The sequence below is a fragment of the Janthinobacterium glycogeni genome (assembly GCF_051380725.1).
Taxonomy (GTDB): Bacteria; Pseudomonadota; Gammaproteobacteria; order Burkholderiales; family Burkholderiaceae_D; genus Janthinobacterium.
This window is the reverse complement of sequence record NZ_JBNYXP010000004.1, coordinates 80,437-103,697: the sequence shown is the minus strand read 5'-3', so window position 1 is coordinate 103,697 and position 23,261 is coordinate 80,437. Positions and strand designations below refer to the sequence as shown.

Sequence of the window (23,261 nt, the reverse complement as noted above, 5' to 3'; positions counted from 1 at the left end):
AGCCGACACAGCCATGCGGCGGCGTCCTACCCGTGCGGGCGGCCTCCTGTGCAAGAATGCAGGCTCATCTACATCTTTGCACAGGACACTACCATGAAAACCGCCGCTCTCTTGCTGGCCGCCACCCTGATGACCGTCGGCGGCGCCTGGGTACAAGCCCAGTCAACGACGAATGTCAACCAGACGGGCAACCACACCAACAATGCCAACGATCCGGGCCAGCAATCGGACCAGTCCGACAAGCTGGACAACAAAGGCAAGCTGATCCACGACGCCAAGCCCGCCAAGACGCGCACGGACAAACGCACGCGGCGCGGGAAGCCCGTGGCGACGCCGGACACCCCGGCCGCCAGCGCAGCGGCGACGCGCTGAACTACAGCACGTGGCGGTCGAACAGCCACGTGCCATAGCGTTCGACAAAGACATAGGTGTTGGAATAGTGGAGCTGAGTATGACTGAGTCCCACGAACTCGACCGTCAAGCTGATGGTCTGTGCGTCATGCACGGTCCAGTTGCATAAGCGGCGCGCAAGAAGATAATTGTATTCATCGATACGCGGCGGCTTGATCAAGGCCAGTTCGCCGTTGCGGGTCGTCACCATCCGTATCGCATGCGCAGGCTGGCGTACTTGCCCTGTCACCTGGAAAAATTGCACGATCGGATTGATGGCAGCCTTGACGATCACCAGGTCGTCGGCGCGGGTGATGGCGGACAAGTCCACGCGCCGCTTGAATTTCCGGTTGGGCGCCTCATTCATGAAGCCCAGATCCAGCGCGCCTTGCACAGGCGCCGAAGCGGCGCGCATGGCATAGGGCACATCTTCCGCCTGCGCGGCTGGCAGCGCGAGCGCGCCGCACAGCAGGGACAGCAATATCGATAATCGTAATGTCATGGGCTAACTCCTGCAACGATCCCTGCCGCGAAACGCGCGGCCCGCTGATGCCAGTCGCAGGTGGTCCTGATGCCGCCCGCGCCTCCAGCATAAGGCAATCGTGCACTCATGAACAGTAGCCGCACGCTATCATCGCATCATTAAAAATAACAAGGATGGCAATGAAAGCAGCATGGCAAACGATGGTGGCGGCAGGCGTACTGGCCGCCGCCGGTGCACAGGCGGCGCCCACGGTGGGCGAGTGCATGGAATTGACGACGGGCATCAAGTTCAGCAAGAACAATGGCGATGCGCAAGTCAACGTCGAGGAAACCTTCGAAGGCAAGAAACAAAAGGGCACGCAGCTGATCCTCGACGGCGGCGTGCTGCTGGCCACGTCCTACCAGGATATCCGCGACGGCCAGGTATTCCTGACGGGCGCGATCCACTACAACGAAGACGGTACCGTGCGCAGCAAGAACGTCTACACGCCGCAGTCCGCCATCCCCGCCAACATGCGCGCCGGCCAGGAAGTGCGCGTGCAGTTCACGGACACGCGAACGGACACCCACTACCCGCTGGCGGGCCTGTCCGACAAGATCACCACCTCCACGCGCACCGATAAACGCGATTTCTCGATCACTTTCCTGGGCTGGGAACGCCTGGAACTGGGCGGCCGCCGCTTCCCCGACGCCTGCAAGTTCGAACTGCGCGACGTCGGTGGCAAGAGCCGTGGCAAGAGCGGCGAATACGTGTGGTACGCGCAAGGCTACGGCGTGATCATGACGGACAAGCTGGACAAGGATGGCGACGTGCAGCCCGCGTACCGCATCGCGCTGACGAACATCATCAGTGCGCCGTAATTTTTGGCAATTTTTGCGCTAGAATCGGTGACACCCACTTTTTTAGGAAGCCATGTCGCCCATCGAACGCAAATGGTGGTTCATGCTGCCCGTCACGATGGTCGCCGCCGTCGCCACGATGTTCCTACTCGATAGTGCCCGCGTGCCGCACACGAACCCGTTCGCGCGCGGCCTGATTTTCGGCCTGTGCTTCGTGGCGCTGCACCGGGGCCTGTCGTTCTGTGTCTGGCTCGGTTTGCTGTGGGGCGCGCCGGGGTTGGCCGACAAGACGCTGGCCAAGCGGTAGCGACATCGCTCCCGGCATCACTGCCATCTTTTCCCCAATGCTTGCGTAAACGCAATTAATCCGCCATCCCGCCGCTCTACGCTGTCCTGTCTGGCCAGCATGGAGCGGCGATGGCGTATCCCAAACTTCCCTATAGCAGCGGCAAGCGTACCGCCCTGCTGCACTACGACCGCATGCAGGAAGCCATCGTGCGCATCCGCCCTGAACTGCCCGGCAATGTGATCGTCATCCATGGCGTCAACGATGTCGGCACCAGTTTCGGCGCCGTGGAAAAGGGACTCTGCCAGGGACTCGATGCGCGCATGTATGGCGGCGGCCACGTTTTCACCCCGGCCACCTACCGCCTGCCGCAGGAGGCCGACAAGCGTGAAACCATCGCCGATCCGGACGCCATCTTTTTCAAGCGCCAGCCTGATGACACGACGTACAGCCCCGTGATCCCGTTTTACTGGGGCTTTCGCGAACAAGGCAACGCCAGCAAAGTGGTCAACGGCCAGAACACGGACCGCTATGGCAATCGCCTGGACAAGGACATGTCGAAGAACGGCGGCCCGTTCGGCAACGCCACCAACACCCTGCCCGACATGTGGAACAAGGGGCTGTTCTCGCCCTACGACGTGGGCGGCGACCCCGTGCGCCCGCTGATGACGGCGCCCGGGCGCATGTACATGGTGCTGGCCGCCAAGCGCCTGGCGGCCCTCATCGCCATGATCCGCGACTACGACAGCGATGACGTGGTCTCCATCGTCGCGCACAGCCAGGGCTGTCTGATCTCGCTGCTGGCACAGGCCTTCCTGCTCGACGAGGGCAAGCGGCCCGCCGACACGCTGATCCTCACGCATCCCCCCTACAGCCTGGAGGAAGACACGACCATGTTTTTCGGCGCGGCAGAAACCAGCCGCATCTTTGGCGGTGGCCAGGATGCGGTCATGCGCACGCAGTACATGGCCATCAACGACCGCCAGACCTTTCATGCGCGCCTGCAAACCCTGGTGCAGATCGTGCAGGGCGTGGTCGAAAAAAAGCATGCCAGTCCCGCCTTTGCGCAGATCAAGGATCACGCAGTCTGTCACGGCATGGCGGGCGCTGCATGGCGCGCGGAAGCGGACCGCGACAACCGGGGCAAGGTCTACCTGTACTTTTGCCCCGAAGACATGACTGTGGCGCTGGACAATATGCAAGGCATCGGCTGGCAAGGCATACCCGATCATCAGAACGGCCATGGCCTGTCGACAAGCAAGGGCAAGAAGGAGGGAGGTATCTGGGGCGCCGGTCCCACTAATTGGGAAAAGGAGTATCAAATGCGCAAGCCGCTGGCGGAACTGGGGGCGGGATTCTACCAGCGCGTCTTCACCAATAAACAGCGGTTCGATGCGGCCGGCAAGAACAACGGGCCGGTGCTGGTGGGCTTGCCGCCGCACGACTTCGCCCTGCGCCTGGACGGCGAGGACGACCATGCCCACGTGGCCGGCGCCAACCGTGGCCATCGCGGCATACATGACGAGGCGCCGTGGCCGCCCGTCAAACCCGGAAAATGGAATATCTTTTCCACGGAGGCGGGTCGGCGCGAAGGCTTGCGCACGATCAATGGCGAAGCCTTGCGCGTGCCCAGGGCCGCCGTGCTGGACGGCGGCGAGATCCGCCCTGGGCAGTTCCCCAAGGATTCCGACCAGACCAGGCTGCCGCGCGACCAGCAAGGACCCTGCGAAGAGGTCGACCCGATCGATGCGGCCATCGCCATTACCAGTAAAAAAGGCGTGCGAAAACTCCCGAGGGAAGTCGTCGACGATCCTCGGCCCCTGCACGACCGGAAATCGGAGTACAACTATGGCCCCTTCAGTCCGTCGGCACTCAAACAGGTGGAGCAAGCGCTCAATCTGGGCAAAGATCCGGGAGACTGGCGCAAGCTGGAACGCGTGGCCCGCTACCCGCGCGGCGGCGACCTGCTGTACATCGATCCACTGGAAACCCCAAACCAGGCGCGCAAACGCTGGCAGAACGAGGTCAGCCCCAAATCCTTCCACGGGGCCATCATCGGCAACGCGGAAAACCACCGCAACGTGACGGCATATGATGTGGCCATCGGTGGCGGCAAGGCCTCGAGCGATCCGAAGTTTTACCGGTATTTGTGTGCGGTGGCGGATTGGCGAATGCAACGAGATGCACTGATACCTCACCGGCCGTCTATTCGCAGATGGGAAGAGTTCTTGACGCAATTTGGTATCTATTGGGCATCTGAATCCACACAACACAGACAAATTATCGAAGGTAATGCCCAGTACTACAGTTCGGGAGTGCTACCGGCCTGGTTACCTGCCCTGGAAGCTGGCCTGCCCTCCACCGTCGTGTGTGAAACCGTCACGGGCAAACGCACCGAATCGGTCATCACGCCAGTCGTCCACAAAGCCAGCGATGACATCCCAAAATGAACAACTTGCTTCCTCGCTTGACGTATCCGCTCGGTGCTGGCCTTGGTGCACTGGCACTGCTACTGCTTTGGTCCGCACTGAGCAATCACTCACCTTTCTTGCTGGAGGCAACGATGAGCAGCAAAATATGGAAGCACTTGCAATGGCTGTTGCTGATCCCACCCATCGTGGCGGCCGCATTGCTTGGCGCACGCTGGCTGCATTCGTCCAAGCCTGTGCCCATCGCAAAGCCGCAAGTGCAGCAGGCGGCGCCAAGCGAGCAGGAAAAGCGGGAATATGTGCTCGAGGTTATCGGCCTCGGCGTCACCCTGGACAAGTATCGTCAGGGCAAGCTGTGGGAAGCCCTGCAGAAGGGAAACGCCTATGCCAGTATCCGCGAACAGGACAAGGAAAAATATCCATGGGATGCCATGGAAAGATCCGGGATGTCGGGGGGGCGCAGTGGTGATGCGCTGGAAAATGGCGCAAAGTACATCCCCATGTATTTTGGCGTGCCCGTGTTTAACGCAGAACCACCGATCTTTAATTCACGCATGCTGGACCGCCCCGATGCACCGGTAATAGGTTTGGCCGCTGGCGCCGCACCCTCCGGCCTGCACTGGCATCTGTTCATTGCCGGCCCGCGCCGCTTCAGCGAGCATCCGGACCGTATCCTGGAAGACGTGTTTGCCTTTTTTGACGCCAACCCCGACGTACCTTACATCGTGCTCAATTCCGAAGATAGCACGCCCACGCGCGATCTGTACCGGCCCATTGATTCGCCATCACTGGTCAAGGACGGCCGCTACATCCCCGAAATGCCCGACGCCTCCGCCCTGTTCGTGCTGGCGCGGCGCGAGCGCATCGACGCCGTGCGCAAGTTCGCCTATGACGATGCGCCACCCGAAGACAGCGTCGATGATTTGAATACCTACGGCGTGGCGCGGCGGCTGTATCTGGCATACGATCATCTGAAAGGAACCGTGCCGCAGGCACGCCTGGAAAGCGATCCGTCAGCCATTACGCAGCGCCCACCTTTAGTTGCCGAATGGCTGCCCGTCGCCGCACAATTCGCGCAGCGCCCCGACATCCGTGGCACGGGCAGCTTCAGCATGTTCGACAAGCTCCAGCACAAGACTTATCAGCCACCGAAAGACTGGCAACCCACGCCCTGGTTTCCTGTGCCCTTCAACAAGGAACAGCTGGCCCAACTGGACCGCCTGCCGACCTTCGGCTTCATCCACAGGCCCACGTTCGTCAGGATGACGGATGAACACGGCAAGCCGCTGACGCGCCGCGACCGGCGCGAACACGCCTTGCAGGCGGGCTGGCAGGAGGCCCTGCGCAGCTTGCCGGAAGCCGAGCGGCCCGCCGCGCCGGCGCGCCTGGTCGCCGCCACGGGCGGCAATCAGGCACAGCTGATTGCATTGCACAAGACCTTGTTGAGCCATGCGGAAGATGGCGGCACGGAACTCGACAGCGGCAACACGGCGCAGTGGATCGATACGGACCAGCGCCTGGGCAACACGGGCGCGGCCACCCTGTTCGTGCAGATGGCCATAGCCGTGATGGGCAGCTACCGCGACGGCGGCGTCAGCGCCGTGGTGAATCTGCGCAATCCGGAAGAAGCGACCATCGTGCTGGTGAGTCCGCCATCGGACGAAAAACGCCGCACGCAAAAGCATCCGCACGGCGGCGATGTGCTGCGGCATTACGTCACGCCAGCCATCGACCCGGCGAATTATCCATCGAACTGATTATTTTCCCTGTGCGGCAAGCTGCGCCAAGGCATTCCCCCGCACCTGGAACGCCACCTGCGCCACCGTCTTGCCGGCGCCATCGACAAGGGCCAGCGCATGCTTGCCCGGCACGGGGCGCCAGCTGATGCTCTCCGCTGCGCCGCCCATGTCCTTGCCGTCGAGCACCCAGCGCAAGGCGTGGCTGCCCTGGGCCTGGAAGAACACGCGCTGCAGGGCGGGCGGGATGTCGGGGTCGATGGCGAGGATGCTGTCCTCGGCCGGATACACGATGGCGGCCGGCTTCACCGTGTCGCCCAGCACGGCGATGACGGGGCTTTCCGTGCCGGCGATAAACCATTCGCGGCGCGGCGCTTCCAGCGCGGGCTGGTACGCCACCATCTGCTGCAGCACGCCTGGCGGCGCTTTCGGCGCGTGGCTGGGCACGTTCTTGTGCAGGTAATCCATGACGTCGCGCCACACGGGCGCGGCGCCCGTCACGCCCGACACGTCCCACATGGGCTTGCCATCGAAGTTGCCCACCCAGACGCCCACCGTGTAGCGCGCCGAGTAACCCATGCACCAGTTGTCGCGCATGTCCTTGCTCGTGCCCGTCTTGACGGCGCTCCAGAAATTCGTTCCCAGTTCGTTGCGTAAACCAAAGGTCATGCTGCGCGCGGCGCGGTCGGCCAGGATGTCGCCCACGATGAAGGCGGCGCCCGCTTCCATCACGCGGCGTCTATCCTTGCCAGCCTGGCCCGGCTGCAGGCTGGCCGTACTGTACAACCCGCCATTGGCCAGCGCGCGATAGGCGTTGGCCAGTTCCAGCAGGGTGACCTCGGACGAGCCCAGCGCCAGCGAAGGGCCATAGTATTCGGCCGGTTCCGTCAGGCTGGACAGGCCCACTTCCTTCAGGCGGTTATAAAAGCCGTCCTGGCCCGTCAGCAGCACCGTGCGCACGGCGGGAATGTTGAGCGAACTGGCCAGGCTGGTGCGGGCGCTGACGTAACCCTTGAAATTGCGGTCATAGTTTTGCGGCGCATACATGCCGGACGCCGTAGCGACGTCGAGCGGCGAGTCGTCCATGACGGAGGCGGCCGTCATCAGCCGGCGCTCGATGGCCAGTTCATACAAAAATGGTTTTAATGTGGAACCGGCCTGGCGCAGGGCCGTCACGCCATCGACGTGGCTGCCGCCCGCATTGCCGACATAGGCGAGGATCTCGCCGCTGCGGTTGTCTAGCACGATGATGGCGCCGTCGTTGACATTGCGCTCGCGCAAGGACGCCAGTTGCTGGCGCAGGTTGTCCTGCGCGAAACGCTGCAAGGCGCCGTCCAGGGTACTGGCGACCTGCGCGCCCGGCTGCTTCAACAGTTGCTGCGCCACTTGCGGCGCGGGGGCCAGGTCGGCGTACAGGGCCGTGCGCTGCAAGGCCGTCTGCACGCGCTGGCCGATCAGCTGGCAGCTGCTGTCCATGCGCCATTCCTTCGCCAGCGCGCAGGCGCGGCGCGTGACGGTGGCCGCCGGCGCGTTCGGCGCCCGCACGAGGCTGGCCAGGATGACGCCATCCGTCTGGTTCAGGCCCGACGGCGCCTTGCCGAACAGGCTGTACGAGGCGGCCGCCACGCCCTGCAGCTCGCCACGGAACGATACGAGGTTCAGATATGCTTCGAAAATCTGCGCCTTGCTCCAGCTATCCTCGATCGCCTGGGCGGCACGCATCTGGTCCCATTTCTGGCGCAGGCTGCGTCCGCCCGCTTGAGCCTGCAAGTCCGCGTCGAGCTGGCCCGCCAGCTGCATGGTGATGGTCGAGGCCCCCCGGGGCTTTTTCGAAAACAGATTATCCCAGGCGGCCGTGGCCAGCGCGGACACATCCACGCCGCCATGGCGCATGAAGCGCTGGTCTTCCGCCAGCAGCACGGCCTGTTGCACGGCGGGCGAGATGTCGGCCAGCGGCACCCAGGGCAGGCGCCGCACCTTCATGTCCACGCGCAAGGATTGCAGCGGCGCGCCGCCGCGGTCCAGCAATTGCGCTTCCGAACTGCGGTAGGCGGCCTGCACCTGGGCCGGCGTCAGCACCGCCTCGGCGAAGACCGGGCTGGCCAGCAAGCAACCCATGACAAAAATTAACTTCTTCACTGCCCCACCCTCACATTCGCATTCGGCGACTCGCCGAACATCTCGGGCGAATACATGGCTTCGATGCGCGTGGCCGGCAGGCTGAAATCCCCGGCATTGTTCAGGCGCACCGTGTATTCCACGCTCCAGTTACCCTTCGGCACGAAAGCGTAATAGGCGCGAAAGGCGTCGAAGGCCCGTTCCTCAAACGTGGGCCAGACCCAGCCCGTGGATTTTTCGCCGGCCGTCAGCAGCTGCGAATCGCGGCCCAGGCCATTGCCCAGCACCGTGGCGCTGGCCGGGATCGGGTCGTCGACCACCACCCAGCTCATGTCCGCCTGCGCCGACAAGTCCAGGCGCACGCGGTAGACGTCGCCGCGCGACCACGCGCCCGCCGTCTTCTGTTCCACGGGCGTCACGGTTTTCTTGATCGTGTAGCCGCTGGAGACGGGCGCCTTGAGCGGGATGGCCGCCAGGCTTTGCACGGTGGCCCACGGTTTGCCCGTGCCGCTGTGCGCCAGGCCCAGGGTGTCCGTGCCCTTCGGCCACGCTTGCAGAACGGGCCCCACTTTCGCCGCGCCATTCCACACGAGCGCTTGCGTATCGCCGCCCAGCTTGACGGCGCTGGCGCCCGTCACTGGGGTGGACTCGAACTTGGCCGAGAATTTATTGATGGCCAGAGTGCCCCAGGCGTTGGCCACCGTCGTATCCCAGCGGCCCTTCTTCTGGCGCCCCATGCTGCCGCGCACCAGGCGACCGATGTCGTCTTTCCACGCCGGGTCGTCCATCACGGCCAGCAGCAGGCGGTTGGCGTTGACATCGCCGGAGACCATCAGCCACCACCAGTTATCCTTGCGCTCGGTGGAAAAGCCCATGGTCGTGCCCTGGAAGTTCAAACGGCTGCGCAAGATCTGCTGCGCCTCGGCCTGCAGCGCATCGCGGCGCGCCAGGCTTGGCGTGCGTTGCAGCAACAAGCTCCAGTCGATGACGGCCGATGTCGGCCACAGGTTCGGGCTGATGCTGATGCTTTCCAGCGCATCGGGCGGCACTTTATTGGAACGCGACAGCGCTTCCAGCGCGGCCAGCTTGCGCACGGCGAGGTCGGTCGTAGCCAGCGCGGAACGGCGCACGATCTTGCCCTGCACGAAGGCCGTCAAGGCTGCTTCCATGCGGTTTTTCGTCTGCTCGGGAATCGCGTAGCCCGCCTCTTTCGTTGCCGACAGCACGTAAGCCGTCAGGCTGTCGCTGCCCTGCTCCATGATGGGGAAGTATTTCAGCAAGCCGTCGCCGTCCAGGTAGGCGGGCAGGCTGGCGGCCAGCCTGTTCCACGCCTCCTGGTCTTGCAGGGCGATGGCCTTCGAGGTGTTTTGCTCGAAGCAGGTGTAGGGGTAGGCGGCCATGTACTCGCGCACGCCGGGCAGCTCGCCGCCCAGCCTGGCCACAAAGCTGGTCTGGATACCGCCCCGGCCCGGCAAGGCGCCGGCCGGCATTTGCACGGACATATTGATGGGCTTGTCGATCTGCTGCAAGGTGGCTTGATACGTGCGTACGGGCGTGGCCTGGCCCACTTTTTGCGTAATTTTCAGTTTATCGCTATGGTTTCCTGCTTTCGCACCGATCTCCCACACAATCTGTTGGGCACCGAGCGGCACCTGGTAATCCCAGCCCGTTTCGCGCGCCTCGCCCGCCGCCAACGTCAAGCTCTGGCGCGGCAAGGCCTTGCCGGCCGCGCTGGCGTTGAGGTCCACGCTCAAGGATGCGGCCGAGGTATTGCGTACCGTAAAGCCCGCGCGCAACTGGTCGCCTTCGCGCACGAGGGTCGGCAAGCCCGACAGCAGGATCAAGTCTTGCGAGCTGCGGATGTCCGTGCTGCCCGTGCCAAACAATTCCTTGCCGGCGCTGGCAATCGCAACGATGCGAAACGCCGTCAAGGAATCGTTGAGCGGCACTTGCACCGTCGCTTCGCCCTTGGCGTCGAGCTTGACGGTGCCCTTCCAGAACAGCAGGGTGTCGAACAGTTCGCGGCTGGCGCCCTTGCCGCCGCCACCGCCGGCCGGGAAGGCCTTGCGGCCGAAATGGCGCTTGCCGATCACCTGCATCTGCGCCGTCGCCGTTTCCACCTGCAGGCTGCGCTGCGCCATCATGGTATCTAACAGCTTCCAGCTATCGTTGGGCATCAATTCCAGCAGCCCCGTGTCGACGGCCGCCAGCGCCACTTCGGCGCCGGCCGGCAGCGGTTTGCCATCGGCGCGGCGCACGCGCACGGACACTTCCGCCTTGTCGCGCGTTTTATACACTTCCTTGTCGGACACCACCATGACGTTCAGTTCATGCGCCTGCCACCCCACGTTCAGCGGCGCGATGCCCATCTTGTAGGCCGGCTTGCCCAGGTCGACCAGGGCCGTCGGCTGCACGCCATCGACGCGCCCGCGCACGACAAACACGGACACATACACATTTGGCGCGTAATTCGGTTTGACGGGGATATTCACCACCGGTTCCCGGCCATTGAGCTGGCGCACATACGTGTCGAGGATGCCTTCGCGCTCGACCGTGATCAGGGCCGTGCCCGAGCGGAACGGCATGCGCACCTGCAAGCTCGCTTCCTGGCCCGGTTCATAGCGTTTCTTTTCCGGCAAGACGTCGATGCGGTCGTTGTCGCTGGCGTTGAACCACCAGTCGCCGCTGCCGGCCACCCAGGTGTCGCGATTGGCGACAGCCGCATTGCCGGACGCATCCTGCGTGCGCGCGCGCAGAATCAAGTTGCCGCTGGCGGGCGCCTTCACGTCACACATCAACAGGCCCTTGTTGTCCGTCTTGCCGTTGCAGGCCGGGCCCAGCTTGACCACTTCGCTGCTGTTTTCATACGCATAGAAGCCGCCGATCAGGCGCCGGCGGTGCGAATAGCTGTTGCGCTGGAAGAAATCCACGGCGACCGGGGCGTTCGCCACGGGCTTGCCATTGGTGCCCAGCACGGCCACCGTGAACTTGAAGGCATCCTTGCTCAAGGCCCAGGCGTCGGGCTTGATGCCGATCACATAGTTGGAGGGCCACAACGGCACGCGCGTGGCCACCGAGGCCGTCTCGCCATTTGCATCCTGGAACGCCATTTCCGCCACCAGGTCGCGCGGCGTGGACAGCTGCGGCAGCTGGTCGATGACGATGCGCGCCCCGCCCGCCTTGTCCAGGGTCAGGCTTTGCGTGCGCGCGGCCGTCGCGCCGGCGCCGGCAACACCCGCGCCATGGCCTTCGTCCTGCCACTCGCCCTCATCGTCGTCGTAGCCCGTGCCCTGCTTGACGAGGCCTTCCTTGACGTCGCCATTGCTGAAGCTGAAATCGGGATAATCGGCAAACGTCACGCTCTTGTCCTGCAGCACCGTGCGCAGCTTGACGGGCGCGTTGGTCGCCGCGCCGCCGGCCAGATACGTGATTTGCGCGTCGAGCGCCAGCTGCTTCGCCTGCACGGCGGGCGCCTTTGGCCCCTGCAGCACGGCTTTCATGGTCGGCACGCGGAACGCTTCCACGCGGAAACTGCCGGAAGGACGGCCCGCCATCGTCACGCTGTACTCGCCCTGCTTGGCGTCGGCGGGAATGACCCAGTCGCTTTCCGCCGTGCCGCCGGCCGACCAGCGCAGGGGCAACTGGTAATTCTGGTCGCTGCCCTGGTGCGTGATGACGATGGAGGTGGCGCTGCCGGGGCCGTTGTTCTTGTCGACCAGGCTCATGCCCTCGGCCGTGTGCTTGCGGATGAAATGCTTCATGTGCACGGTTTCGCCGGCGCGCAGCAGGGTGCGGTCGAATACCGTGGCCAGCAGGGTGTTGTCGGCGCGCGTGTCGTCCGTGGGCAGATTGAAACGCCACGCTTCGATGCCGCCCACCCAGTCCGACAGGGTGAAGGTCATGTCGCCGCCGCTGCGCGCACTGATGAAATAGCGGCCATTGTTCTTGCAGCTGGAATTGGCCAGCTCGCCGGGGATGTGCGCCACGCCGTCCGCGCCCGTGGCGCCTTGCCACAGCAGCTTGCCGGCGCAGTCGCGCACGGCCACTTGCGCCTTCGCGACAGGCGCGCCCTTGTCCAGCGAGGTCACCCACACGAGCGACGATTGCGCGCCATGCTTGAAGTGGGCCGCCAGGTTGGTCACCAGCGCGGCCGTGCGGATATACGCGGTCGTCGGTTTGCCCAGCAGCACCTTGCCGAGGATGGGGCTGGCAAGCTCGACTACATAAAAGCCCGGCTTTTGCAGCGGGATACCGATCACTTCAAAAGTTTTCCTGCCATCGGGACGCGGCAGGCTGATGGGCCGCGTGCCGGCGGCGTCCGCCAGCACGGATTTGCCCATGTTGCCCGCATATTGGGCGTACGGCTGCCAGTATTCGCCGCCGTCGCCATTGCCGGCCAGGCGCTGCATCCACTCGATGATGAACTTGTCGTCATTGTCGGGCACGCGCAAGGTGGCGCCCGTGGCGGCGGCTGGCTGCGCGATTTCCTTGCCCGACAGCACGGGCTCGATATTGCGCACCGTCACGGGCAGCAAGCCGTCGCCCTTCGCTTCGATGATGCCGAACGGGGCCGGAAACTTCAGCAGCGGCGGCTGTTCGCCCGTGCGCACCGTCATGGGAAAGCGCGCGCGGTTGAGCAAGGCGCGGCCCGCATCATCCGTCAGTTTCGGCGGCAAGTTCAGCACAAAGCTGGCCTGCACGGGAAACGGACCGTTGAAGGTGGCGCCGTACAAGAATTCCGCCTTTTCTTCCTCTTTTGATATCGTCGGCGCATAGGTCTTGCCGCCCCCCTTCAGTGTCATGGCGCGCACCTGCGCCGCGCTCACGGGCGCGGAAAACTGCACGCGCATGGGCAGGAAGGGTATGCATTGCTCCTTCGGGTTGCTGCGCTCGCAGCTGAACTTGGCCGTGAAGTCGGGACGCGTCTTGAACTGCAGGGTTTGCGCCTTGTCCGTGGCGATACCGCTCGCGCTGGCGATGCCCTCGCCCCACACCAGCGACACCTTGGCGTTGGCGGGGAAGCTGCGCTTGCATTGCAGCACGGTGACGGGCAGCGGCGGCGCGCCCTTGCTCGCGACGGGCATACCCGCTTTCCACACGACGCCCCGCTTCTTGAAGTACACGGTCAGGTAGCGGTCGAGAAAGCTCTTGCGCAAAGTTAATACCTGCTCCAGCTCCTTGCCTTTGAGCAGGCGCACGGGAATCTTTTCATTGATGCCATCGGCGCGGCAATACGCGTTGGAAGCCACGCTGGCCTCGTTCGGCGCAGCATCGAGGCCCAGCACGAAGATCTGGTTTTCATCGATGTACGGCTGGCCGTCATACGGTACGGCCTCGACGATGGCCGGGCCGCCTGTGGAAAAGCGGTAAGCGCCAGTGCCCTGCAAGGCCTGGCCCGCCTGATCCTTCAGCCCCGGCTTCAAGGTAAAGCTGCACGCCACGCCGGCCGGCAAGTCGCGCTCGAAATCGAAGTTCCAGTTGCGTTCGTCGGCCCAGCGACCCGCGCCCGCCACGACGGCCGGCTGGGCCTTGCCGCAATCGATGGCGAACGGCGCGGGCAAGCCCATATCGCCGAACGGCACCATCGGCGTGGCGAACTGGGCCCGCACCTGGCGCACGGCCTTGACCGTGCCGCTCGGTGAAAACAGGGACACGCCGCTATCGGCCCACGCTGGCGCCGCCAGGCCCAGCGACAGCAGCAGGCACAGCGGCCCCAGCTTGCCAGACAGCGGGGAAGTAAGAACACGGGACAGGTCAGGCACGGATAACTCCTTGAGGAAAAGTGGCGGAGCTGGCTGCGGCGCGCAAAAGTTGCCTGGCGGAAGCCCGGAAAAGCAACAGAACGCGGCAGTAATACAACATCAATGTAATATTAGTTATCAAGCTCATCATTGTTGCTAATATACAGTGGCATGCAGGTGAAAGTCGTACGATTGCCTGTAGCGGCGGTGTCAGGAAAGGGCCGTGCTTGTAAAAGTTTCACCAATAAGTTTAGTTTTTTTCAACACCAAAATCCTTGTCGTGAATCTGCAACACTATTGATATACCACAATGCTTTGTGCGCCAGCGCACCGACCACCTGAACCTGCAATCGTATTCTCTAGTCCAACAGCAGTGCATTTATCACAAGAATGCGCACCTGGAAGTGTGGTCTATATCAAGCAATAGCACGTGTAGCACGATGTGTCTTTGATGCCGTAGAGAAAATCTCTTATCAACGTTGGGAGTTACTTGTGAATAATCTAAAAAAAATCGCCGTTGCCGCCGCAGTCCTGTGCTCCGCCCTCGGCGCACAGGCCCAGGAAATCAATCCCTCCTGGTATATTCAACCTAGCATCAACGCACTCAAGCCAGATTCCGACTTCGCCACGGATAAAACCGGTTATGGCGCAGGCTTGCGTTTCGGTAAGCCTGTGTCCCAGGACTGGGATATCCAGCTGGGCACCACGTATGCCCGTTCCAAGGATGGCGGTCAGCGCTACCAGCAAAATACGCTGGGCGTAGACGGCTTGTACATGTTCTCGCGCAAAGCCTTCCGTCCTTTCCTGTTGGTCGGTGCCGGCATGCAGCGCGACAAGGACACCAGCTTCGCCTTCGGTGAACGCACGAAGAGCTCGCCATACGCGAGCGTGGGCCTGGGTTTCCAGTCCAGCATCACGGAGCAGCTGTCCCTGCAGGCTGACGTGCGCAATGTGCACGGTTTCCTGCGCGGCAATACCTTCGACCCGAGCAGCAAGTCCAACAACTACTACGTCACCGTGGGCCTGAACTACGCGTTCGACAAACCGCCTGCACCGCCGCCGCCACCGCCACCGCCGCCAGTGCGTGAAGAAGTCGTCGTGGTCGTGCCGCCGCCACCGCCACCACCGCCACCACGCTTTGAAAAAGTGACGATGTCGGCAACGGAACTGTTCGCGTTCGACAGCGCCAAGCTGGGCCCGACACAAACCAAGCTCGACGAAATCGCGCGCGTGTTGAACGCATCGCCGGACGTCAACAACGTCGTCATCAGTGGTTATGCCGACCGTATCGGTTCGCCCAAGTACAACCTGAAACTGTCGCAGCAGCGCGCTGATGCAGTCAAGGAATACCTGGTCGCCCACGGTGTCGCCGCCAACCGTCTGACGGCTGAAGGCAAGGGTTCAACCAATCCGGTCGTGGAGTGCAACAACAAGAAACGTGCCGACCTGATCAAGTGCCTGGAACCTAACCGCCGCGTTGAAGTGGAACAAATCACCATCGAACGCCGCGTGCAGTAAGCTCGACAGTGGTCCGCCACTTGTGAATTAAAAAAAAGGGGCTCGCGCCCCTTTTTTGCATTGAAAGCCATCATGAATTTCTCTACCCGCTATCCCAGACTGGCCGGCCTCGCGCCGTTCAGCAAGCAGATGCGCAGCGTCGTCGTCTGCTCCGTCACCGAATGGCTGGAACACCGCGCCTCGAGCAAGGGCGCCGCCCTCGCCTATTACACCCTGTTTTCCATCGCTCCCATCCTCGTGCTGGTGATCGCCATCGCCGGCTTCTTCTATGGCCCGGCCGCCGCGCGCGGCGAGCTGATGGGGCAACTGCAGGGTTTGCTGGGCACGCAGGGCGCCGAAGCCATCCAGCTCGTGCTGGCCGGCGCGAAAAACCATGAACAGGGCCGCATCGCCACCCTCATCGCCAGCGCCCTGCTGCTGTTTGGCGCCACCAGCGTGTTTGCCGAACTGAAAGCCAGCCTTGATGAAATCTGGCAGGTGCCGCCCTTGAAGGAAGCGGGCGCCTGGGACATGGTGCGCACGCGCCTGCTGTCGTTTGGCCTGGTACTGGTGCTGGCCTTCCTGCTGATGGTGTCGCTGGTGGTCAACGCGGCCATGGCCATCCTCGCCAACTTCTGGGAAGGAGTGTGGAAAGACACTGCCGTGCTGTTTACCATCCTGTCGAACCTGATCGGCTTTGCCGTCATCGCCAGCCTGTTTGCCGTCATCTATAAAATGCTGCCGCGCGTGCGCCTGTCCTGGCGCGACGTGGTGATCGGCGCCGTGGGCACGGCTTTCATGTTTTCACTGGGGAAATATGCGATCGGCGTGTATATCGGCAATAGCGGCGTGGCCAGCAGCTATGGCGCCGCCGGTTCGCTGGTAGCCCTGCTGCTGTGGGTGTATTACTCGGCGCAAATCTTCTTCCTGGGCGCCGAATTTACACGCCAGTTCGCCTTGCAGCTGGGCAGCATGAAAGATATGCCGAAGACGGACGACGGCGACGTGCAAGTGAAGATACTGAAACGCCACCAGTCGTAAGGTGTCGCTCCGGATGCAACAACGGCGCCCGCGGACGCCGTTTTTCTTGGCGTTGCCGCAAGCTATTCGCCCAGCAGCTCCGCCACCACTTCCATGCCCTGCACGCGCTCGGCGACCACCTTCACGATGACGATGATGGGCACACCCAGCAGCAAGCCCCAGACGCCCCACAGCCAGCCCCAGAACAGCAGGCTGATGAACACGGCCGTGGGATTCATGCGCGCGATGCGCCCCGTCATCCAGGTGGTGACAAAGGTGCCCACCAGGGTGGCGATGGCCATCGACGTGCCCGTGACCAGCAAGACCATTTCCAGCGATTCGAACTGCAAAAAGGCGACCAGCCCCGTGGAGATGGTGATGAGCAAGGGCCCGAAATACGGCATGATGTGCAACAAGCCGGCCACGATGGCCCAGGCGCCCGCGTTTTCCAGGCCGATCACGCGCAGGGCGATCCACATCAGGACGGCCAGCAAGCCATTCGTGACGAGCAGCATGAACATATAGTTCTGGATCGATGTATTAATGTCTTCCAGGATGTGCACGGTGACCTTCTTGCGGCTCAGCGACGGTCCCGTCAGCTTGACGAGCTTGCGCTTGAAGGTATCTCCCGACAGCAGCAGGAAAAACACGAGGAAGATGACCATGGTGGCCTGGCTGAGAAAGCCCACCAGGCCCAGCGAACCGGCCCAGACCCAGTCCATGATCTTGAAATTGGGCGCCTCGGCGGCGGCGGCCCGGCGGTTATTGCGGCGCGCCTCGGCGCCGGCGGCCACTTGCTCGATTTCATTGGCCACGGCCTGCATCTTCTGGAAGGTGCTGTTCTTGCCGCCCGTATTGGCGGCGATCAGCCGCGACAGTTTGTGCGTGGCGGCCGGCAACTCTTCCACGATGGATTCGAATTCGCCCTGCACGCGCTCGACCACGACGAAGGAGCCGAACAGGATCAGGGCCGTGACGGCCGTGGCGGCGATGGCGCGCGGCAGGCGCAGCTTTTCCAGCCAGGCGACGACGGGATTGAGGGTGTAGGCAATGAAAATGCCGAAAAGGACGGGAATGAGGAATTTCTGTGCCCACTGCAGCGCATAAATGAAGCTGAAGGTGGCGATGATGCCCAGGGCCATGCCACGTGCATTGACGTGCAGCGGCAAACGCAGGGATGCGTCCGGGTGCTCCACTGGCGCGTCGGGAGGTGGCCCGACAGGCTCGGTGGAGGCAGCCGCCACCGGCTCGGGCGGGGTATCTGTAGGCTGGATATGCATGCGATTCCCGCGACGGTCGGTGGAGGGCCGCAGGGCCAGCCGTAGGGCTGGCCGCTGCGGCAGGTCAGGCCATTACTTGACGCGGATGTCGTTTTTCACCGACTTCACGCCCTTGACGCCACGGGCGACTTCGCCGGCCTTGGCGGCATCGGCTGGCTGGGCCACGAAGCCGCTCAGCTGAACCACGCCCTTGAAGGTTTCAACGTTGATTTCCGTCGATTTCAGGGTAGGCTCATTGAAGATGCTGGCTTTCACTTTGGTGGTGATGGCCGCGTCGTCGATGTACTCGCCCGTGCCTTCCTTGGTTGGGGTCGAAGCGCAACCTGCCACGGCGAACAGGGAAGCGACGAAAAGGCCAGTAGCGATAGATTTAGTGAATTTCATGGTTTTTTCCTTAGGAGTGGTCAATCAATGTGCTCACAATGAGCTTCTTATACCAGTTTGGTGACTGCGCGCCGGAAGGAGCTCAGTAGCCGAACTGGGTTTTTGCAGCCTTGATACAGTCATCCTTGGCTGCGCCGGCCAATGCATCGCATTTTTCTGTCGCGACCTTGTACTCGGCTTTTCTTTTTGCTTCACGCGCATCGCTGCGCGCTTCGATGACTTTCTTGTCCGCCTTGGCGTCGGCCAGGGCCGCCACCTTGGTGGACTTGGCCAGCTTGACGCAGACATCCTTGTCGTTGCCCGTCAGCGCATTGCAGCGGGCCAGGTCAACGTCGTAGTTGGCATCGGCAATCTTGATGCGCGCCTTGGTGTAGGCACGCAGGGTATTCGTGTATTGCGCCTGGGCCACGGCTTCATCGTAGGTACGCACGGCCTTCGCTTCGGCGATGCAGACATCCTTCGGGTTGCCCGTGATTTTTTCGCACTCGGCATGCGCCAGTTTGTAATTCAGGCCAGCCTGTTCATTGGCCGCCTTGTAAGCTGCTTTTGCTTCCGGCGTGGCCGCCACTGCCTGGCCGCCCCAAGCGGCGCATGCCAGGCTGACTACGATGGCGGTGAAGAGCTTATTCTTGTTCATGTTGTATTTCTCCCTGGTGGTAGCAAGCATGTCTGCTTGGCATGACTACCGTTTTACGTGGATCGCCGCCGCTCTTCTGTACGCTGCCGTACACAAGTAATTTATTTTGAAAGCGGAAGGTCAATATGGAGAAATAACAACGTTTTTGCCGGATCGCTCCAGCCCGCAATACCCTTTTCGACCGCAAATAAGTACGTGCGGCAGCGTACAGACCGGGGACAGGGGCATGACTAAGATGGCACTACACCCTCACCTCGTCAGGAGAATAAAATGAAAACCAACGCCACCTTGGCTGCACTGATGCTCGCCGCCACCGCCGTACTGAGCGGTTGTGCCACCGGCCCTACCCAGTCGCAACAATATTACCCGGCCAACCAGCCTGAGTCCGCCATGTACGGCACCGTCGACTCCATCCAGATCGTGCAGGGTGGCGGTCAAACCAGCGGCGCGGGCGCCGTGGTCGGCGGCATCGCCGGTGCCCTGCTGGGCAATACCATCGGTTCGGGCAGCGGACGCACGGCCGCCACCGTGGCGGGCGCCGTCGCCGGCGGCGTCGTGGGCAACCAGGTCGAAGGCCGCAGGCAGCAGGCGCAGGCTTACCAGATCAGCGTGCGTCTCGACAACGGCGAATACCGCACCGTGGTGCAGGACAACGCGAACGATTTGCGCCCGGGCAACCGCGTGCGCGTCGTCGACGGCCGCGTCTACCGCTATTAATTCTCGGCGGAGCTTGTCAGCAGGCATCCGCCATCCGCATGAGTCGTACCATAACAAGGAGTTGCCATGGGCACCATCATTCTGATCATCTTGATCCTGGCCCTGGTCGGCGTCCTGCCCACCTGGCCGCATAGCCGCAACTGGGGTTACGGCCCCAGCGGCATCGCCGGCCTGGTCGTAGTGATACTGATCCTGCTATTACTGACGGGCAGGTTGTAAAAAAAGGCGCTACGGCGCCTTTTTTATTTCAAGGAGGAAATATCATGACTATCCACAACACACTCTTGGCCACCCTGTTCGCCTGCAGCCTGGCGCCGATGGCATTGGCGCAGACGGCCACGCCACAGCCGGGCGACCCGCAACGCTGGTACCAGGAAGACAGCACGGCGCAAGCCCAGCTGCGCACTTTGCGCAAGGAAATCGCCGCCGCCCTGGCCGAGGCCAAAAAAGCATGTCGTTCGGAACCGTCCGCCACGCGCGCCACCTGCCTGAAGGAAGCGCAGGACACTTACCGGCAAGACATGGCGAACGCGGAAAAACTGCGCGAAGCGGCCCATCCGCAGTGATGCGCATGTTATATCGACGCTGCCTGATCAGGCAGCGTCGCGCTCGTAGGGCGGCAACTCGTGCACCACGAGCGGCGTGTCTTCCGTGACGAAGGCCAGCCAGCCGGCCGCCTTGATCGCGCGCAAGCCATCCTGGTAGCCCTGCTCCCAGCGCCACTCGATGGAGCCCTTGGAGAAATTGATGTCCTTGGCCGCCATATGCCAGTCGCGCCCTGCGTACGGCAGGCGCACGATGTGCATGGTGCTGTCGCAGCCCAGCGCTACAAGCTCTTCCGTCTGCTGACGGTTGTGCTTGGTATCGGGCAGGCCGGCGTACAGCTCGCGCAATTTGCGCTGCAAGGTGTGCGTATTGACATAATCGGCGATATGCCGCTTCGAGCGCGACGCGAAGGTGACGTCCTTTTGCCGCGTCTGCACTTCGTCCAGGGTGGTCGGTTCCGGCCCTTCCGAGCTCCACAGGTCGACCATGAAGACCAGGGTATCGACGTGGGGGGTGTCGTCGAGCACGGTTTCCAGCGGCGTGTTTGAGTACAGGCCGCCGTCCCAATATAAATCGCCATCGACGCGCACGCCGGCAAAGCCGGGCGGCAAGGCGCCGCTGGCGCGGATATGGTCCGCCGTCAGAAGCTGCTGCTGGCTGTCGAAACTGGTGAGGCTGCCGCATTTGACGCGCAAAGCGTTGACCGTCAGGCGCATGCCGCCGGGCTGGTTCAGGTAATCGAAATCGACCAGTTCCTCAAGGGTATCGGCCAGGTCGCTGGTGTCATAGAAGCTGGCCTCTTCCGGCTTGACGGCGATTCCGACGGGAAACAGACTAAAGGCGCGCGGCTTGAAGAAACCGGGCACGCCACGCAGCACGGTATCGAGCGTGGCGAGCCAGATGTTCGAGCGGCGCTGCTGGTCCGACACCAGATTCATATCGACGCTGTCGCGGTGCGCCACACGCTGCCAGAACTGTTTCAGACGCACGAGCCTGTCTTCGTGCTTGTTGCCTGCCAGAATGGCGGCATTGATGGCGCCGATCGAGGTGCCCACCACCCAGTCGGGCGCCAGGCCATGTTCGTGCAGCGCGTGGTAGACGCCGGCCTGGTAGGCGCCCAGTGCGCCGCCGCCCTGCAGCACCAGCACGATGCGCAGGCGCGAGGGATTTAACTGATTGATCGGTGTCTTCGAATTCGTCATCAAGATGGCCCCTCTGTCCGCCGCGCAAAATACGGCGTGAATCATTGTAAGGGATTGCGTCAGTGCGCGTCGGACCTTGGGTGCAGGCAAAAAAAAAGGCTATGTCACCGTCAGATGTGGGAATGCACCCAGCGTTGCTTTCAATAACGTTTCGGGTGAGCGGATGCGCCTGGCATCGAGTATCCAGCGCCATCCCAGGTAATTGGGCAGGTAGCGCGTGGCCACGCCGTGAAACGGCCTTAACCATTCGCGCAAGCGGCTGTGATACGCATTGACGTTCTGCACGTGCGCGGCGCCCTGCACGCGGATGCCGGCGCGCAAGTTGACGGCCTGGTGGCTGATTCCCGCTTCCCGCGCAAACGCCCGGTAGGCCGCATGGCCATCCGTGACCAGCAGGATATCCTGGTCGATGACGGGCAACAAGCAGCGGTGCAGCTGCGCCTTCGTCAACGCGCCTCTGCCTGTGACGAAATCGAGGGTCTGGCCCGTGCGGTCGCGCGCCACCAGGATGCAGACTTGCTCGTTGGATATGCCGCGCCGTTGCGCACGGCCGCCACGGCGGCGGGCCGGACGCGTCATCTGCCTGGAGCCCTTTTCCGATTCCAGCACATATAGCTCGTCGGCCTCGGCGATGCCATGCAGGCCATGCGGCCGGTCCGTTTTTGCCAACGATAAAAACCGGTGGCGCCAGCGAAACGTGGTGTTGCGGTGCACGCCCAGTTGTAGCGCCGCCTTGCGCACGGAATCGGATGCAAGCAAGCAATCGGCGTAGTCGAGCCACAGCGATTTATGGCGCAGGCGGGCCAGCGGCGTGCCGGTGAGCGCATTGAAGGTGCGCCCGCAAGGCACGCAGCGGTAGCGCTGCAAGCCATGCGCATGGCCATGCCGATGCAGGTGAGCCGAACGGCAGGCGGGACAGGCTAGGCGCGGCTGCGCCACGCTTTCCAGCAACGCGACGGTCGCGTCGTGTGGCGTGTTGCCACGCAGCAGGGCCATGCCTGTCTGCCGCTGGCGCCGGTTCAACTGCGCAAACTGCGCGATAAAGCGGATCCATTTGGCTGGCTGCATGATCTGCTCCCTGTGTGGTGGGTATGCAGAGTCAGACAGCACCGCCATGGGAAGATTCCGGCATGTCCCCTATTTTACGAGGACAGAGCCAAAAAAAACGCCGTCAATGACGGCGTTCCTGTGCGGCTGGCGTTCAACGCTTGCGGCGCAGCCAGCTGGCGGCAACGGCGGCCACGGCCACGAGGACCAGGGCCGGCTTGACCAGCTTCTTGCGTCCGATAAACGATAGCGCCGTCAGCACGTAGGGCATGGCGCCCTGTAAACGCATGCCGCCCGGCGCCAGCAGGGACTCGACACGGTGGCCGGCAAAGCCGACCGCCGTTTCGACCACGCCCTGCAGCAGCGATTCGGGACGCAGGGCATAGCCCACGTTGGCGCGCGCATGCACGATGCCCACGCGATACATTTCGCCCTGGGCAATCAGCATGCGCTTGCGGGCGGCTTGCGCCGCCAGTTTGTCGGTTTCCGACATGAATTCTCCTCGTGAGCCCGCTTACATCAGCATGTCGCGGTCGGCCTTCAATTCCGCCATGGTGGCGGGCATGGACAGCTTGCCTTGACGCAGCATGGCGCGCGCATACATGACCAGCGCGATGGCCAGCAGTACGAACACGACCGTCATGATCGCCAGGATCTTCCAGCCCAGGCTATCCCAGGCCAGGAAAACGATCAGTACGCTGCCGTAAGCGATGGCGAACAAGCCCGCCACGGTCGCCAGGGCGAAAATGACCACGAGCTGCAGCATGTGATTGCGCACTTCCGACAGTTCGATGGTGGCCAGTTCCAGCCGCGACAACATCAGTCCGACGGCGTTTTTGGCCAGGCCGGCGACCGAGCCGATCAATCCCGGCCCCTGGTGAGACGAAGCAGACTTGTCCATATCGCTC

At 62.8% G+C, this 23,261-nt stretch carries 20 protein-coding genes; 10 read left to right on the top strand and 10 right to left on the bottom strand.

What is annotated here, in order from left to right; translation table 11 throughout:
* Nucleotides 1-93: 93 nt before the first annotated feature.
* A complete protein-coding gene (locus ACQ4W4_RS11350) occupies nucleotides 94-372 on the top strand; it encodes a hypothetical protein (protein ID WP_436542097.1) in 279 nt (92 codons plus the stop codon).
* A gap of 1 nt (nucleotide 373) precedes the next feature.
* Here the strand turns inward: ACQ4W4_RS11350 and ACQ4W4_RS11345 are convergent, their stop codons facing one another.
* Nucleotides 374-892, bottom strand: coding sequence for a hypothetical protein (locus tag ACQ4W4_RS11345; protein WP_436542096.1), 519 nt, complete (start codon nucleotides 890-892; stop codon nucleotides 374-376).
* Nucleotides 893-1,053: 161 nt separating this feature from the next.
* On the opposite strand from ACQ4W4_RS11345, the gene ACQ4W4_RS11340 reads away from it, so the two are divergent.
* From ACQ4W4_RS11340 to ACQ4W4_RS11325, 4 genes are all read left to right on the top strand, one after another.
* Nucleotides 1,054-1,734: a hypothetical protein gene (locus ACQ4W4_RS11340; protein WP_436542095.1), complete on the top strand. Its 681-nt coding sequence runs from the start codon at nucleotides 1,054-1,056 to the stop codon at nucleotides 1,732-1,734.
* Nucleotides 1,735-1,786: 52 nt separating this feature from the next.
* Nucleotides 1,787-2,020, top strand: a complete 234-nt coding sequence (locus ACQ4W4_RS11335) for a hypothetical protein (protein ID WP_436542094.1) — start codon at nucleotides 1,787-1,789, stop codon at nucleotides 2,018-2,020.
* Between the two features lie 110 nt (nucleotides 2,021-2,130).
* Nucleotides 2,131-4,449, top strand: coding sequence for a T6SS effector phospholipase Tle3 domain-containing protein (locus tag ACQ4W4_RS11330; RefSeq protein ID WP_436542093.1), 2,319 nt, complete (start codon nucleotides 2,131-2,133; stop codon nucleotides 4,447-4,449).
* A gap of 113 nt (nucleotides 4,450-4,562) precedes the next feature.
* On the top strand, nucleotides 4,563-6,185 hold the full coding sequence (locus tag ACQ4W4_RS11325; protein WP_436542092.1) for a type VI lipase adapter Tla3 domain-containing protein: 1,623 nt from the start codon (nucleotides 4,563-4,565) through the stop codon (nucleotides 6,183-6,185).
* On the opposite strand, the gene pbpC is transcribed toward ACQ4W4_RS11325, so the two are convergent.
* Complete coding sequence (gene pbpC / locus ACQ4W4_RS11320; protein WP_436542346.1) at nucleotides 6,186-8,282, bottom strand: penicillin-binding protein 1C; 2,097 nt, start codon at nucleotides 8,280-8,282, stop codon at nucleotides 6,186-6,188.
* Nucleotides 8,283-8,299: 17 nt separating this feature from the next.
* On the bottom strand, nucleotides 8,300-14,044 hold the full coding sequence (locus ACQ4W4_RS11315; protein WP_436542091.1) for an alpha-2-macroglobulin family protein: 5,745 nt from the start codon (nucleotides 14,042-14,044) through the stop codon (nucleotides 8,300-8,302).
* A 471-nt stretch (nucleotides 14,045-14,515) separates the two neighbouring features.
* Here ACQ4W4_RS11315 and ACQ4W4_RS11310 point away from each other — a divergent pair, with 471 nt between their 5' ends.
* Together ACQ4W4_RS11310 and ACQ4W4_RS11305 are read left to right on the top strand one after the other, a co-directional pair.
* Entirely contained in the window at nucleotides 14,516-15,541 is a 1,026-nt protein-coding gene (locus ACQ4W4_RS11310; RefSeq protein ID WP_436542090.1) for an OmpA family protein, read from the top strand.
* Between the two features lie 72 nt (nucleotides 15,542-15,613).
* On the top strand, nucleotides 15,614-16,561 hold the full coding sequence (locus ACQ4W4_RS11305) for a YihY/virulence factor BrkB family protein (RefSeq protein ID WP_436542089.1): 948 nt from the start codon (nucleotides 15,614-15,616) through the stop codon (nucleotides 16,559-16,561).
* 62 nt (nucleotides 16,562-16,623) lie between these two features.
* Here ACQ4W4_RS11305 and ACQ4W4_RS11300 read toward each other — a convergent pair whose 3' ends face one another.
* The 3 genes from ACQ4W4_RS11300 to ACQ4W4_RS11290 form a co-directional block, all read right to left on the bottom strand.
* Complete coding sequence (locus ACQ4W4_RS11300) at nucleotides 16,624-17,820, bottom strand: AI-2E family transporter (protein WP_436542088.1); 1,197 nt, start codon at nucleotides 17,818-17,820, stop codon at nucleotides 16,624-16,626.
* A gap of 72 nt (nucleotides 17,821-17,892) precedes the next feature.
* Entirely contained in the window at nucleotides 17,893-18,204 is a 312-nt protein-coding gene (locus ACQ4W4_RS11295; protein ID WP_034758914.1) for a BON domain-containing protein, read from the bottom strand.
* An 82-nt stretch (nucleotides 18,205-18,286) separates the two neighbouring features.
* Entirely contained in the window at nucleotides 18,287-18,841 is a 555-nt protein-coding gene (locus ACQ4W4_RS11290) for a hypothetical protein (protein ID WP_046682431.1), read from the bottom strand.
* Between the two features lie 270 nt (nucleotides 18,842-19,111).
* Between ACQ4W4_RS11290 and ACQ4W4_RS11285 the strand changes: the two genes are divergently transcribed.
* The 3 genes from ACQ4W4_RS11285 (at nucleotide 19,112) to ACQ4W4_RS11275 (ending at nucleotide 20,124) form a co-directional block, all read left to right on the top strand.
* Nucleotides 19,112-19,558 carry an outer membrane lipoprotein gene (locus ACQ4W4_RS11285; RefSeq protein WP_070224919.1) on the top strand — a complete coding sequence of 149 codons (447 nt, stop codon included), beginning with the start codon at nucleotides 19,112-19,114 and terminating at the stop codon, nucleotides 19,556-19,558.
* A 66-nt stretch (nucleotides 19,559-19,624) separates the two neighbouring features.
* The gene (locus tag ACQ4W4_RS11280; RefSeq protein ID WP_010396415.1) at nucleotides 19,625-19,777 is read left to right on the top strand and encodes a DUF3309 family protein; all 153 of its coding nucleotides are present in this window, start codon (nucleotides 19,625-19,627) and stop codon (nucleotides 19,775-19,777) included.
* Nucleotides 19,778-19,821: 44 nt separating this feature from the next.
* Nucleotides 19,822-20,124 carry a hypothetical protein gene (locus tag ACQ4W4_RS11275; RefSeq protein WP_436542087.1) on the top strand — a complete coding sequence of 101 codons (303 nt, stop codon included), beginning with the start codon at nucleotides 19,822-19,824 and terminating at the stop codon, nucleotides 20,122-20,124.
* Nucleotides 20,125-20,151: 27 nt separating this feature from the next.
* On the opposite strand, the gene ACQ4W4_RS11270 is transcribed toward ACQ4W4_RS11275, so the two are convergent.
* From ACQ4W4_RS11270 to ACQ4W4_RS11255, 4 genes are all read right to left on the bottom strand, one after another.
* Nucleotides 20,152-21,306 carry a patatin-like phospholipase family protein gene (locus tag ACQ4W4_RS11270; RefSeq protein WP_436542345.1) on the bottom strand — a complete coding sequence of 385 codons (1,155 nt, stop codon included), beginning with the start codon at nucleotides 21,304-21,306 and terminating at the stop codon, nucleotides 20,152-20,154.
* A 99-nt stretch (nucleotides 21,307-21,405) separates the two neighbouring features.
* Nucleotides 21,406-22,374 carry an IS1595 family transposase gene (locus ACQ4W4_RS11265; protein ID WP_436542086.1) on the bottom strand — a complete coding sequence of 323 codons (969 nt, stop codon included), beginning with the start codon at nucleotides 22,372-22,374 and terminating at the stop codon, nucleotides 21,406-21,408.
* A gap of 133 nt (nucleotides 22,375-22,507) precedes the next feature.
* Nucleotides 22,508-22,846: a hypothetical protein gene (locus tag ACQ4W4_RS11260; RefSeq protein ID WP_436542085.1), complete on the bottom strand. Its 339-nt coding sequence runs from the start codon at nucleotides 22,844-22,846 to the stop codon at nucleotides 22,508-22,510.
* A gap of 21 nt (nucleotides 22,847-22,867) precedes the next feature.
* Nucleotides 22,868-23,254: a phage holin family protein gene (locus ACQ4W4_RS11255; protein ID WP_070224915.1), complete on the bottom strand. Its 387-nt coding sequence runs from the start codon at nucleotides 23,252-23,254 to the stop codon at nucleotides 22,868-22,870.
* Between the last annotated feature and the right edge of the window lie 7 nt (nucleotides 23,255-23,261).